The sequence below is a fragment of the Runella sp. MFBS21 genome (assembly GCF_029433105.1).
Classification (GTDB): Bacteria; Bacteroidota; Bacteroidia; order Cytophagales; family Spirosomataceae; genus Runella.
In genome coordinates this window covers 74349-88186 of record NZ_JARNTW010000015.1, presented here as the reverse complement: position 1 = coordinate 88186, position 13838 = coordinate 74349, and the positions used below count along the sequence as shown (strand labels likewise).

The 13838-nt window shown below is 41.8% G+C and carries 13 protein-coding genes; 4 read left to right on the top strand and 9 right to left on the bottom strand.

From position 1 onward, the window contains the following. Positions 1–14: 14 nt before the first annotated feature. Genes P1X15_RS23290 through P1X15_RS23280 form a run of 3 tightly spaced genes read left to right on the top strand, consistent with a single transcriptional unit; the run spans position 15 to position 2882 of the window. Positions 15–1265, top strand: coding sequence for an MFS transporter (locus tag P1X15_RS23290; protein WP_277340545.1), 1251 nt, complete (start codon positions 15–17; stop codon positions 1263–1265). A 24-nt stretch (positions 1266–1289) separates the two neighbouring features. Then, positions 1290–2513 (top strand): MFS transporter, encoded by a 1224-nt coding sequence (locus P1X15_RS23285; protein WP_277340544.1) that lies wholly within the window; start codon positions 1290–1292, stop codon positions 2511–2513. A gap of 9 nt (positions 2514–2522) precedes the next feature. Further along, positions 2523–2882: a VanZ family protein gene (locus tag P1X15_RS23280; protein WP_277340543.1), complete on the top strand. Its 360-nt coding sequence runs from the start codon at positions 2523–2525 to the stop codon at positions 2880–2882. Between the two features lie 63 nt (positions 2883–2945). On the opposite strand, the gene P1X15_RS23275 is transcribed toward P1X15_RS23280, so the two are convergent. The 3 genes from P1X15_RS23275 to P1X15_RS23265 form a co-directional block, all read right to left on the bottom strand. Further along, positions 2946–4019 (bottom strand): hypothetical protein, encoded by a 1074-nt coding sequence (locus tag P1X15_RS23275; RefSeq protein ID WP_277340542.1) that lies wholly within the window; start codon positions 4017–4019, stop codon positions 2946–2948. Next, positions 3994–4611 (bottom strand): hypothetical protein, encoded by a 618-nt coding sequence (locus P1X15_RS23270; RefSeq protein ID WP_277340541.1) that lies wholly within the window; start codon positions 4609–4611, stop codon positions 3994–3996. The genes P1X15_RS23275 and P1X15_RS23270 overlap by 26 nt, the downstream gene beginning before the upstream one ends. 62 nt (positions 4612–4673) lie before the next feature. Continuing rightward, complete coding sequence (locus P1X15_RS23265; RefSeq protein WP_277340540.1) at positions 4674–5234, bottom strand: RNA polymerase sigma factor; 561 nt, start codon at positions 5232–5234, stop codon at positions 4674–4676. Positions 5235–5381: 147 nt separating this feature from the next. On the opposite strand from P1X15_RS23265, the gene corA reads away from it, so the two are divergent. Then, positions 5382–6362, top strand: a complete 981-nt coding sequence (gene corA, locus P1X15_RS23260) for a magnesium/cobalt transporter CorA (protein WP_277340539.1) — start codon at positions 5382–5384, stop codon at positions 6360–6362. Positions 6363–6420: 58 nt separating this feature from the next. Here corA and P1X15_RS23255 read toward each other — a convergent pair whose 3' ends face one another. The 6 genes from P1X15_RS23255 to P1X15_RS23230 all read right to left on the bottom strand — a co-directional run bounded on the left by P1X15_RS23255 (position 6421) and on the right by P1X15_RS23230 (position 13676). After that, positions 6421–7095, bottom strand: coding sequence for an OmpH family outer membrane protein (locus P1X15_RS23255; protein ID WP_028663944.1), 675 nt, complete (start codon positions 7093–7095; stop codon positions 6421–6423). Positions 7096–7101: 6 nt separating this feature from the next. Continuing rightward, positions 7102–7722, bottom strand: a complete 621-nt coding sequence (locus P1X15_RS23250; RefSeq protein WP_028663943.1) for an OmpH family outer membrane protein — start codon at positions 7720–7722, stop codon at positions 7102–7104. 75 nt (positions 7723–7797) lie between these two features. Beyond that, positions 7798–10443: an outer membrane protein assembly factor BamA gene (bamA, locus tag P1X15_RS23245; protein WP_277340538.1), complete on the bottom strand. Its 2646-nt coding sequence runs from the start codon at positions 10441–10443 to the stop codon at positions 7798–7800. Positions 10444–10489: 46 nt separating this feature from the next. Next, the gene (locus P1X15_RS23240; protein WP_277340537.1) at positions 10490–11239 is read right to left on the bottom strand and encodes an isoprenyl transferase; all 750 of its coding nucleotides are present in this window, start codon (positions 11237–11239) and stop codon (positions 10490–10492) included. A gap of 73 nt (positions 11240–11312) precedes the next feature. Further along, complete coding sequence (locus tag P1X15_RS23235; protein ID WP_277340536.1) at positions 11313–12698, bottom strand: MATE family efflux transporter; 1386 nt, start codon at positions 12696–12698, stop codon at positions 11313–11315. Positions 12699–12767: 69 nt separating this feature from the next. Then, positions 12768–13676, bottom strand: a complete 909-nt coding sequence (locus tag P1X15_RS23230) for a WD40 repeat domain-containing protein (protein WP_409049701.1) — start codon at positions 13674–13676, stop codon at positions 12768–12770. Positions 13677–13838 lie beyond the last annotated feature (162 nt).

Below are 13838 nucleotides of genomic sequence, written 5' to 3'. Positions count from 1 at the left end.
AACCCCCTTAACCAATGTCTAAACCTTCTAACCAAAATTCCCTTTTTGGGCTTCCCGTAATTGTGGCCGCACTTGGCTATTTTGTCGATATTTATGATTTGCTATTGTTTGGTATTGTGAGGGTACCAAGTCTCAAAGATTTGGGGCTCAATGAGCAGCAAGTGTCGGAAGTAGGGGCTTCTATTCTCAATTGGCAGATGGGGGGGCTGCTCTTAGGAGGGATTTTGTGGGGTGTTTTGGGCGATAAAAAAGGCCGTTTATCGGTTTTGTTTGGTTCGATTGTAACCTATTCAATTGCTAATATTCTTTGTGGATTTATTCAAGATACAAGCTTTTTGCCTGCTACAGAGCTTTATAAGTACTTGCGTTTTGTGGCAGGGGTGGGTTTGGCAGGTGAACTTGGCGCGGGGATTACTTTGGTTTCGGAGATTTTGCCCAAAGAACTACGAGCCATAGGTACATCACTCGTAGCGGGGATTGGGCTTTTTGGAGCGGTAGTAGCCTACTTTACAGTCGAAGTTTTTGGGGATTGGCGAGTGGCTTATTTTGTAGGTGGAGGGCTTGGCATTGGTCTATTATTATTGAGAATTGGCGTAGTGGAGTCGGGGATGTTTAAAGGCGTAACCGAACAGAAGCATATTGCCCGAGGCGATTTCTTATCTTTCTTTACCAATGGCGAACGTTTTGTAAGGTATCTAAAATGTATTGGAATTGGCTTACCTACGTGGTTTGTGATTGGGATATTGGCTACTTTCAGCAATGAATTTGGCAAAGCTTTGGGTATAGAAGAACCCATCAAACCGGGATTGTCTATCATGTGGTGTTACGTCGGTCTGGCAGGAGGCGATTTAGCCAGTGGTTTTATCAGTCATTATTTTCATTCTCGTAAAAAAGCCGTGGCACTTTTGATGGCTTTTGCGGGAGTATTTAGTTTAATTTATCTTTTTGCGGGCGTAAAGTCAGCTACTATGCTGTATGTGCTTTGTTTGGCGATGGGCTTCGGCATTGGGTACTGGGCTATGTTTGTGACGATTGGCGCTGAGCAATTTGGTACCAACCTCCGCGCTACTGCCGCCACCACGATTCCCAATATGGTGCGTGGAACAGTTATCTTTATGACAGGGCTTTATGGCTATTTCAAACCTTCTGTCGATGTGATTTATGCAGGTGCTATCGTGGGGCTTATTTGCTTTGTGCTAGGGTTTTATTCGACGCTTACCGTGCCCGAAACCCACGGTAAAGACCTTGACTTTATTGAATCCTAACTCACTGGGCTCATTTGATTATTCATGAAAAACTCTCCTTACAGCGCGCTTTTTCGATTGCCAGTCATTGTCTCAGCGCTTGGTTTTTTTGTGGACGTATATGATTTGCTGATATTCAGCATCGTACGAGTTCCGAGTTTGCAGTCATTGGGGTATTCTGAAGCGGAGGTTTCTCAAATTGGCACTTTTATCTTTAATTCTCAGCAAGCCGGTCTATTGGTGGGCGGAATTTTGTGGGGAATTGTGGGAGACAAAAAAGGGCGTTTGTCTGTTTTGTTTGGGTCTATCATTATGTATTCTACTGCCAATATCGCCTGTGGATTTGTAGAAGACCCCAATATGTATGCCTTGCTGCGGTTTGTAGCAGGGATGGGCTTATCGGGGGAGATTGGTGCTGCTATGACCCTGGTAACAGAAATTGTTCCTAAAGAAATCAGAAGCCTTGGCCCTACCTTAGTAGCGGGCGTGGGGTATTTGGGGGCGGGTGTTGCTTATTTGACCCAAGAATGGTTTGATTGGCGAACGGCCTATTTTGTGGGAGGTGGTATGGGCTTGATGTTATTGTTTTTAAGAATCAAGGTCTTTGAGTCGGGATTGTTTTTGCAAGTGAAAGAGCAGGGAATAAGTCGAGGTAATTTCCTGTACTTTTTTAGTACTTGGTCGCGATTTATCAAGTACCTGCGTTGCGTTATGATAGGCGTTCCGACTTGGTTTGTGGTAGGTATTTTGGGAACGTTTGGTAATGAGTTTGGTAAAGTATTGGGTATTGAGGAGGGAATCTCGCCGGGCAAATGTGTCATGTTTATTTATTTTGGACTCACAGCAGGCGATTTTTTTAGTGGACCCTTGAGCCAATGGCTGCGTTCGAGGCGCAAAGCTATTGGGTATTTGATGTTTTGTGGAGCTATTTTGGCCGGTGTTTATTTGTATGGTAATGTTTCTACTTCGGTAGGATTGTATATTGTCTGTTTTTTGTCGGGATTGTGTACGGGCTATATCGGATTGTATTTGATGATGGTGGCCGAATTGTACGGAACCAATCTTCGAGCTACTGCTACTACCTCCGTACCGAGTGTAGTGCGGGGCATGGCGATTCCGATGACGCTTGCTTTTCAAGGCTTCAAGCCTTCTTTCGGTACCATCGGAGGTGCAGCGTTATTAGGGGTGATTTGTTATGGAATCGCTCTTCTTTCTCTTACCAAAACCGACGAAACTTTTGGTAAAGAACTGGATTTTGTAGAAAAATAAACCAACAAGATGCAAAAGCTTTTCCGCTGGTTTTTTGATAAACCTTATTTGGCGATTGCTTGGACTGTATTGATATTGATACTTTGCCTAATGCCCAAAGACCAAGTCCCGACGGGGCTTGGATGGGATAAATTACATCATTTTGGCGCTTTTGGCGTGTTGGCGGCTTTGTGGTACTGGAGTAGTCTTAAGGTGTGGGTGGTGATTTTGGGTGGTGTTTTATATGGTGTTGGTATCGAAATAGCCCAAGGTAGCATGGGAGTTGGGCGGGCTTTTGATTGGTATGATGCCGTAGCCAACTCTTTGGGCATCATCATTGCTATTCCGATAGCGATTTGGATAAGGCGTTGGGTGGGGATAAGTACTTAAAAAATGGCGTCACTCTTCAAACCTGCAAGAAAGAACGACGCCATTGGGTTTGGTTTTAATAAACTATCTCAAACTTACTTCTCCGTATCTCGACACGATTTTTACTTTTGTGCCATTACCTTTGCCGATTTTACCTACGTATTGTTTGGTCATACGAGGGCCACGGTGTTCGTTATCTTTGCGTTCGTCGTCGTTTTGGGTAAATGTAATTTTGCGGTCGGTGGGATACTTAAATCCGCCATAGCTTACGGTGACATCAAAATCGCACTCATTGCTTTCGAGGGGCATAATTACCGACGAATAGTTGGCTTGAATATCCACATTATCAGCCGATTGGTTGAGTTGGTCTATGCGGAAGCCACCAGAAAAATCCAATTTAATTTTGCTAGAACCTTTGAGCAATCCGATGCGTCCTCCCGAATAACTAATGCGTCCGTCAAGCTTATCAACTTCCCCAATTTTCATTTTGCCAAACTTATTATTAAGTATGATGCTATTGGCTTTGTCAAGTTCTAAAGTAGAATAAGCGATATCGAGGTTTCCGTTGATTAATTGCTGAATTTCGGCTTTACCAAACGATACGTCAATGTCATTTCTACTGCCTACGAGTTCGTCAGCCCTAAAGCTTCCGTGTTCAGATTTTACAGTAAGTGGAGCCTTGAAGACGGGGATGGTGGTGGCACCAAATTTATTTTTGACATTCAGAGGCATGTTTTTGGGCATGGATACCTGATAGTCGATTTGAACAAAATTTTTCTCGCCATTGCCACTTTTCCAGCTCCAATTAGAGCTTCCATTTTTTCGGATAATGGTCCGAACCGAAATTTGATTCCCGTCTTTTTTATCTTCAATCTCTACGCCGTCGAGGTATTGTTGGGCGCGTTCGTCAGTATTGGAGTTGGCCGTAATGCTGATGTCAATCCGCACTTCATTTTTATCCCAAAGGTTGATTTTTACTTGCCCAAACTGATTGTCGATGTTTAGATTGTCTTTGGCTGATACGTCATAAATCTTGATGACCGACTTTTTCTTTTCGATATTGCCTGATTCCTTGGCATAGGCAGTAAAGGTGAGCAACAACACAATGACCGTCAGCCAAGGGTTATTGTACTTATGTGAGTTTATTATTGGTTGCATGGTTATTTTTGCTTTTGATGCGTTGGATAATATCCAACTGTTGGTTTAATAAATCAATCTGCCATTGCAGGTTTTGGATCATAGCCTGAATCACCGTTTCTTGATTGGGGTTTTTGGGAAGGTCGGCTTTCAGGTTTTTGTATGAGCGCTCAAGTTCGTCCAATTCCACTGCAAATTCTTTGTATAAGGCGGGGTCACTTTGGGTCATTTGCCGCAGTTCGGCCCGTTTAGTATCTATCAAATGGGTATATTGACTGACTTGTTTGGCGTAGTCTGTGGAAGTAGAAGAAGCTACCTCTGTCGGTATGGAAGGCGTTTGGTTTACTTTGTATCCTATCCATCCAAGGCCCATGACCAAGGCTATAGAAGCCGCAATACGCCAATTCAAATTTTTCCAAGCTTTAGTGAAGAAAGGTGAATCGCTACCTCCTTTTTGAGGAGTTATGTTAGTTATGATATTTTCTTCACTAAGTGTTGAACTTTCGACTTGGGGTAATTTTTCACTCAACCGACTCCAAAGGTCATCAGAAGGCTCATGCACATCAAATGCCTCGCGGTTGTCTCTGACGAATCGTTGCAGTTTATCTTTCATTGTATTGGTATTTTGTGGGGACGTAAGAGGCTTATCTTATATTTTAGACGCTCTACGTCTCACTAATGTTTAATCGTTTCTAATAATTTCTTTTTTCCTCGCATGTACTGAGTACGAGAGGTACTTTCGCTAATTCCTAAAATCTCCCCGATTTCTTCGTGGTCATATCCTTCAAAGAGATATAAAGAAAGTACGACTCTATATCCTTCGGGCAGCTGTTCGATTCCTCGGCGAATACGTTCTACATCCATTTGGATTCCTTCTTCATCCAGCGACTCTTCATCGGCGATATCGGTATCATTATCTCCAGAGCCATAGCCTTCGATATCTACGAGTTGCATTTTTCGTTGTCGAAGGTGATTGATGGCTTTATTGACCACAATCTGTTTCAGCCACGCCCCAAACGTGGACTGTCCTCTAAACGAATGAAGATTGCTAAAAGCATCCAAAAATGCTTCTTGTAGTACGTCTTCGGCTTCTCCATTGTGGTTGACCACCCGCATACACACGTTCATCATGGATTTTGAATAAAGCTTGTATAGTTCATACTGAGCTTTTCGTTCTCCCTGTTTGCAGCGTTCTACGAGTTCGACGTGTTTGTCTATGTAAAGTCTAGGTTCCAATTGGCTGTAATTTCAATGTAATGACAATGAACAAAAAGGAATGTTGCATCTACATCAAAAAAAATATATGTTTTGACAATTTTTTTGGTAGCATTTCACAAAATGCAGTACAAAATCTACAAAATCTGCGTAAAATCCTAAAAGCAATTGGCTAACTTTGGCACAAATGAAGTAGTAAGTGGTATGGTTAGGATATATTATCGTGAAGGAAAGCAAATCAAACGTGAAACGGATGTGCGCGAAATAAGCCATTTGAAGGCTATTTTATGGATAGATTTGCAGTCGCCTTCTCAAGAAGAAGAAGAATGGGTAGAAACAAAATGTGACATTAGTTTTCAGACACCCCAGGAGATTGTGGAGATTGAAAGTAGTTCGCGGTATTTTGAGCAAAACAATACCATCAATGCCAACTCAAATTTCCTAAAAATCAATGCGGAGGGCTACGGGATTTATCCAGTATCTATTTTGATTAGAGAGGGCGTTTTGTTTACTTATCGCAGTGGTGATTCTAAAACCTTTGCGGATACAGTTCGGAAGATGAAGGTAAGCCAAGAGACCTTTCAAAGTGGGGTAGATATGCTACTACTCCTGCTCGAAACTCGTATTGAAAGCGATGCCGATGTACTGGAAGGTTTGTCGAGGGATATTTCTAATATCAGTAAAGACCTCAACCGCGAACAAAAAGCCAAGCAAGAAATCCTGTTGAAAATCAACATGATGCAGGAAAACACCATGCTTTTGAGAGAAACTATCATCGACAAGCAGCGCGTATTATCGGGGATTTTGCGAAGTCAGTTTTTTCCAGAGGATAGAAAAGAAAGGTTACGGATAGTGTTGAAAGACATTAGCTCTTTGCTTGAGTACAGCACTTTCAATTTTGAGCGATTGGAGTACCTCCAAAATACCTTTATGGGTTTGATTAATCTTGAACAAAACCAGATTATCAAAATTTTTACGGTCTTTACTATCATCTTTATGCCTCCTACGCTGATTGCGGGGATTTTTGGGATGAACTATACCGTACTACCCAGCAGTTCTCATCCTTATGGCTTTTGGTTTTCGCTGCTGCTGATGGCCTTTTCGATGGCAGGAATGTGGTTTTTCTTTAAGCGAAAGCATTGGATTTAAAGACAAAAGGCGCCGTGTACACGGCGCCTTTTGTATGTTAGGTAAGGTAATACCCTTATTAGTTTTTCTTAGCAGGAGTTGCAGGCTTGTTAGCTGGTGCAGGGTTGGTAGCAGGAGTTGTAGGCTTTTGCTGTTGTTGCAATTGTTGAACGGCAGCTTCAGCAGCGGCTTTCTGTTGTTTTTCAACTTCTGCGGGATCTACACCCAATTTTTTCAATACCAAGTTGCTTACATTTAAGTCATCAGAGCCAGCATACAAAATGATAGGGGTAGTTTGAGCACCACCGTCCATGTTGAGGATGTAGGTATAATTGTTTTCTTTTCCTACTTCATCGATAGCGGTATTGATTTTTGTCAATACTGGTTGAATCAACTGTTGTTGTTTTCTTTGCAAAGATTCTTGTGAAGTACGTTGAAACTCTTGGAAATCTTGCTCAAGACGCTGAAGCTCTTTTTGCTTATCTGCTAGAATAATCTCCGACCATTTTGTAGCGTTTTGTTGTAGTGCTTTGTACTTGTCTTCAAACTCTTTTGATTTTTCCTGCATCACTTTTTCGATTTGTTGCTGCTGAATTTGGAGTTCGTTTTGGATTTTTTTGCTCTCTGGCAAAACAGACAAGATATAATCTACATTGGTCCAACCGATTTTGAGGGCGGCGGCCTGCTGTGCTTGGGTCTCTTTTCCGATTAAAGCTAGAATGGCCATAACAGCCACGATCAATTTGCTTTTCATTTTTATTTACTGTTTTGGTTTGATTGTTTTGTTATTAGGGGTATTTGTGGTATTGGGTTTGGATGCAGGCGTATTAACGTTTTCGGGGGTGGTTTTATTATTTTTATTGTCAGTCCCTAGCCCCAACTCCTCTAATACATAGTCTGTATAATCATGAACAGGATTGGCATAAATAATTACAAAATTGCTTGATTTGTCTACCAGTAAGTCAAGTCTCCGCTGACGACAAACGCGCTCACTAGCTTTGTACACTTGGTCGGTGATAGGTTTGATAATTTCTTTTTTCTTTTGAAACAACATCCCTTCAAAACCGAATATTTTATTGTTATACTCTCTTGCTTCTTTTTCTTTGTCGATGATTTCTTGCTGACGTTTACGTTTCATATCATCTGTCAACAACACTTCTTCGGCTTGATACAATCGTTGAAGTTTATCTATTTCGGCATATTTATCCTGAATTTCCTTGGCCCATCTATCTGAAAATTTGTCTAATTCCGATTGAGCTTTTTGATAATCAGGCATTTTACTGGTTATGTATTCCAAATCCATATAGCCCCATTTTTGGGCTGATAATGAGTGCGTTATCAAAACGAACTGCAAAAGTAGTAAAAGCCAACGGGTTTTCATATTTCTTTTGGTTTTTGGATATAAAGATTCGCCATTGGTTTTGGATGCCAATGGCGAATATACCAAATCTTTATTTTATCTGATTTGTTGCCCGATTGTGAAGTGGAATTGAGGTCCGCTCCGTTGGGTTTGGCCAGGAACTGCATCAAATCCATATGCCCAGTCAATCCCGATAAGTCCAAAAGCTGGCATAAAAATACGAGCTCCTACCCCTGCCGAACGTTTCAGATCAAAAGGATTAAAGTCTTTGTATTTTTTTTGAGGGGCATCAGTACCCCAGTTGTTACCGGCTTCAGCAAATACCAACCCGAAAATAGTAGCAGAAGGGTTGAGCGAAAGAGGATAGCGAAGCTCCATGACGTATTTGCTAAAAGCAACACCTCCAAGGCTTGAAGCACCAGTTATAGTAGTAGTAGTGGCTTGTGAGGCATCTGTAGCACTTAATGTATTGTAGATAGGTACTAGGGAGCGATCAGTATAACCTCTAAGTCCTATGATGTCTTGTGCTAAGGCAAACATACCATATCCTGCTAAACCCGAACCCCCTAATACAAAACGCTCAAAAGGACTGATAGAAAGATTTTTGTTGTAGCGTCCTAAGAAACCTAAGTGAGCTCGTGTACTCAAAACCAGTTTGCCTGCCACGGTTTGGAACCAACTGGCGTCAAACATCCACTTGTGGTACTCTACCCATTTATAACGGCTTTCATTGCTTGAGAAACTTGTTTGACCAGTGATAGCTGAGTAAGGAGGCGTAAATGTCCCACTCAAAGAAAACGACGAGCCAAGACGAGGGAATTGAGGATTGTCGATTGTATTGCGAGACAACGTAAGATTGAACGTGAGGTTGTTGGATACACCGTTGGGGTAGCCAATATTAAACAAATCCAAGCTATCCATACGATATCGCTGATAAGAAAGAGCGGTACTTAACACAAAAAAGCGATCGGGTACTTTAAGTCTTTTTCCAAGAGATATGGTTACGCCGGTATTGTGATAAGCCCCTAAAAACTTCAATTTACCATTTGAACGGGTGTACAAGCTAAACTGGTCAACAGTTCGGTATACTGTACGGCTTAAGTTAATTCCGAAAGTGACAGGTTTTTTTCCTCCAAGCCAAGGTTCTGTAAAGCTAATCGAATAAGTCTGAAATTGACGACCACTAGCTTGGAATCGGACGGCGAGCTTCTGCCCATCGCCTGCAGGAAGAGGCTTCCATGCTTTAAGGTTGGTGATGTTTCGGGTTGAGAAGTTGTTGAACACTAACCCTAACGTCCCTACAAATCCGATGTAGCCGCCCCAGCCACCAGAAAGTTCAATTTGGTCACTTGGTTTTTCTTCTACTGTATATTCAATGTCTACGGTTCCGTCTTCGGGGTGGGGAACAGGGTTGATTCCGATTTTTTCGGCATCAAAATATCCTAACTGAGCTAGTTGGCGGTTGGTATTGATGATTTCCGTTTTACTGAATTTTTGCCCTGGCAAGGTAAACAGCTCCCGCATTACTACGTGGTCACTCGTTTTAGTGTTTCCGTTAAGGATAATTTTGTTGATGGTAGCTTGTTTTCCTTCAAAAATCCTCATTTCGATGTCAATCGAATCACCTTCGACGGCTTTTTCGACAGGACGGCAGTTGTAGTAAAGATAGCCGTCGTCCATATATTGTGAACTTACATCTTGTCCTGGATTAGCTTCTAAGCGTTTTTGAATTTCTTCGGGATTATAGATGTCGCCTTTTTTAAGACCAAATACTCTCCCCAATTGATCGTCGGTGTAGAGATAATTGCCTTCCCAAGTTACGTTTCTGATGTAGTATTTAGGACCTTCTTCTATATTGAGAACTACATCTATGGTCTTGCCGTCTGGATTATGAATGATTGAATCTGAGATAATTGTCGCATCACGGAAGCCATTTTTATTATAAAATGCAACGAGTTTTTCTTTGTCTTCGTCATATTTTTTGGGAATAAACTTTGAAGGAGTAAACAAACGACCAAAACGCATTTGTTTCGTACTTTTCATTTTATTCCGAAGTTTTTGCTCATAAATTTCTTCTCTACCATTAAATACAATTTGACGAATTTTTACTTTAGGCCCTTTTGTGACAAATATCTTGAGGGTGGCATTACCCCGTGCGGTATCAGCGATTTGGGCAATTTTGACTTTTACATTCAAGAAGCCTTTGTCCATAAAAAAACGTTTCACTGCCAACTGTGTGTTTTTCACCATAGTATTGGAAATGATACGTCCTTTAGGAAGCTTGATTTTATCGTTCAAAGATTCTTGCTCGCCTTTACGAATACCATCAAATGTTACCTTGAATAAACGAGATTGTTCTTTGATTCTTAATTCCAACCAAATTTTGTCGCCTTCTATTTTTCGGGCCAAGATTTCTACATCTTCTAAGATTTTTTGGTCCATCAATTTCTTGATAGCAGTGGTAATAGCATCGCCTGGAATTTTGATTTTATCACCTACTCTAAGCCCCGACATCGAGATCATGGAGTTAGGGTCAAGGAATTGATTGCCCGTTACGATAATTTCTGCCAAGACATAGTCTTTGGGAGCAGCATAACTAAGTAAATCCTCGTTTGTTTGGGTAGGGGTAGTAGGAGCAAGGCGACTTCCCAAGCCTAATTGTTGGGCTGATGCAGATATAGCAATACTTACTAACAAAGCAACGAAAATTGCTAATCTGGCAGGTTGGTTGAATTTTTTCATAGGTTCACGGTTCTTTCCCACAGGGTATAACGCAAAAAAAAGGGGTTTATTTCGCTTCACTTAGAATCTGTTCACTGGTTTTTCCAAAGCGGCGTTCGCGGTTTTGGTATGAAAGAATGGCTTCATAAAGATGTTCACGACGAAAGTCTGGCCAAAATACGTTGTCGTAGAAATAAAGCTCTGCGTAGGCAAGTTGCCACAAGAGGAAGTTGCTAATACGATGGTCGCCGCCCGTACGAAGCATAAGGTCGACTTCAGGACGATCTCCAGTATTTAATTTAGTATTGAATAAGTCTTCAGTAATATCTTCTGGGCGCAATTCTCCAGCTTGTACTTTACGCGCGATTTGCTGGGTAGCTTGTACAATATCCCACTTACCACTATACCCCAAAGCCAAAATTAAGTTAAGGCCAGTATTGTGTTTGGTGCGTTCTATCGCTTCATGCAGTTCGCGTTGGCAAGAGGATGGAAGACTTTGCGTATCACCAATAGAATCAAGTTTTACATTATTTTTCAATAAAGTAGGTAGCTCATCTCCAATAGTATACACAAGCAATTCCATCAAAGCCCTTACTTCGGCCTCAGGTCTTCCCCAGTTTTCGGTAGAGAAGGCATATAAGGTCAAATATTTGACTCCTAATTCGGCGCAGCCTTCGGTAGCTTCTCTTACAGCTTTGATGGCATTGCGGTGTCCAAAAACTCGCATAGCCCCACGCTGTTTGGCCCAACGACCATTGCCATCCATGATAATGGCGATATGTTGAGGAAGTTTAGTACGGTCTATTTGTTCTTTCATTCGCACGTAAAAATGGGCAACAAAGTTAGAGAAATTATCAGTGATTCAAAAGGATACGCCTTTGGCATAAGCATTAAACCTTTTTCATTTTCCATTTTCCTCTTCTAAACAGGATAACTCCAATGATTGCGAGGAGAGATTCACTAAAAGCCACTGAAATATAAACACCTTCGGGACCTAATGCTAATTTCTTTGCAAGTAAGTATGCCAAGGGGATTTCGATGGCCCAGAAGCATACCAAATTCATCAGGGTAGGTGTAAGTGTATCGCCTGCACCATTGAACGATTGGCTGATGACCATACCGTAGGCAAAAAACAAATATCCAAGGCATACAATCCGTAAGCAATTGACCCCCGTTGCTACTGCTATTGGGTCATGGTTAAACCAGGAGATGATTGGTTTGGCAAATACAAAGAAGATAATAGCTACTGCTACCAAAAATAAAAAATTAAAAAAAGCAGCGCGCCATACCGATGTTTCAGCGCGACTGGGTTCGTTGGCTCCTAAATTTTGGCCCACAAGGGTAGCTGCGGCGTTGGCCATACCCCAGGAAGGTAAAATCGTAAAGACAATAATACGGATAGCAATGGTATAACCTGCGACAATAGAGGGACCAAAATCTGACAAAATGCGAGTCAGGAATACCCAACTTGCCGAAGCGATTATAAACTGCCCAGTACCTCCTGCTGCTACACTTATGAGATTGCGAATGATTGCAAAATCAGGGCGTAGTTGAGACCTCAGGACTTGGACTGCACCTTTGCTACTTGCCAAAGCAGACAATTGATACAAGACGCCTGCGCTGCGACCGATAGTGGTCGCAATTGCCGACCCCGCTACTCCAAAGGCTGGAATAGGACCCCACCCAAAGATAAATAAAGGGCATAAAGCGATGTTGAGTCCATTGGCAATCCAGAGCGAACGCATCGCTACAGCCGCATCGCCACCACCGCGAAGTACTCCGCTAAGTGTATATAGTAAAATAATAGCGGGACTACTTGCAAAAATAATACGGGTAAAGTTACTACCCGAAGCAATAAGCTCTTCACTACCACCCATAGCTCTCAAGATATTTTCGGCTCCCAAAAAACCGCTAACTCCTACCACAACCCCCAATATCACCGAGACCAAGATTACTTGCGCGGCTGCATGACCTGCTTCTGCCAATTGCTTCTCACCAATCCGACGAGATACAATCGCGGTGGCAGCCGTGCTGAGGCCAATAGCTATCGAATAAACTAGCGTAAGCACAGATTCAGTAAGCCCGACTGTGGCTACGGCATTGGTATTGATTTGGGAAACAAAAAAAATATCTACTACGGCAAATAATGATTCCATTACCATTTCCAAAATCATGGGGACAGACAATAGAAAAATGGCGCGATTGATACTTCCTGTAGTATACTCTTGTTCTTCTCCTTTAAGGGCTTGTAATAATAATTGGAAAAATTTTTTCATGGCTGTCTGTCAAAATAAAGCGCTCAGAAATATGTAGTTAGAGAATGGATGAGCGTTTGAGAGACAAAGTTACGAACTTTTTATAGACCATACCGAAATTCGTTTGTCGTCGCTACCCGAAACAAGCTGCTGCTCATAAGGTGTCCACAGTAATTTATTGACCGATGTACCATGCCCTGCATGACGAGCACGGTCAATGACTTTTTTGAGTTTGAAGGTATCGGCCTCCCATATTTTGATAGACTTATCCATGCTGCAAGTTGCAATCCACTGTTGGTCGGGACTATATACGATGTGATTGATAGCAAACAAATGCGCTACAATATCCTGATGAAGTGCGTAGTGGTTTTTTACTTCCCAAATTTTGAGATGAGCATCGCGACTACCCGACAGCAAAAAATGGCCATCAGGCGAATAACAAACCGTAAATACAGAATTGGTATGAGCCTGTAATGTGTGTTTGAGTGAAAAATCGTCTGTATCAAATATCCGAATAGAATGATCACTATAGCCGACGGCTATTTCTCTTGAATAGGCATTTATCGCAATACATCTGGCACTTTGGGTACTGGCTTTGATATGTTTACGTACTGCTAAATGAACCTGATCTAAAACCAGCAGAATACCGTCTGAAAGTGCTAAAAATGCTTTCTCCTCAAAAAATTGAATGTCGAAAATAGCGGCATTGGTAAGGTTGATAGAGCTTACAATTTGCTTATTTTGAGGATTGATAATTTGTATCCCTTCGTAGTTTTGGCCTATCCACAAATGCCCCGTAAGGTCGTGATACGAAAGTGAGTAAATGGACGCGGGCACTTGTGCCACCACTTCTCCCCAATCAGGGCGGGTAAGATCCCACTGAACCACAAGCCCATCGCCTCCTGCCGAAAAAAAACGCTCAGGTGTAAAGGCGGGCTGCAGAGCATATACACTGTCTCTATGCCCCGAAAAAGTATCTATTTTTTGGACTTGAATCATTTTTGTCTTCTTCTATTGAAAATGGCGTAAAGGTATGGTTTTGATAGTCAGTCAATTATTTAGAGAATATTCATGCTGATGAAATATGGATTTTGACGGCTTTTTTAAATTACTTCGCTATCAAATGCTATTTGGGTATTTTTGCGCAAATTTAATCATAAC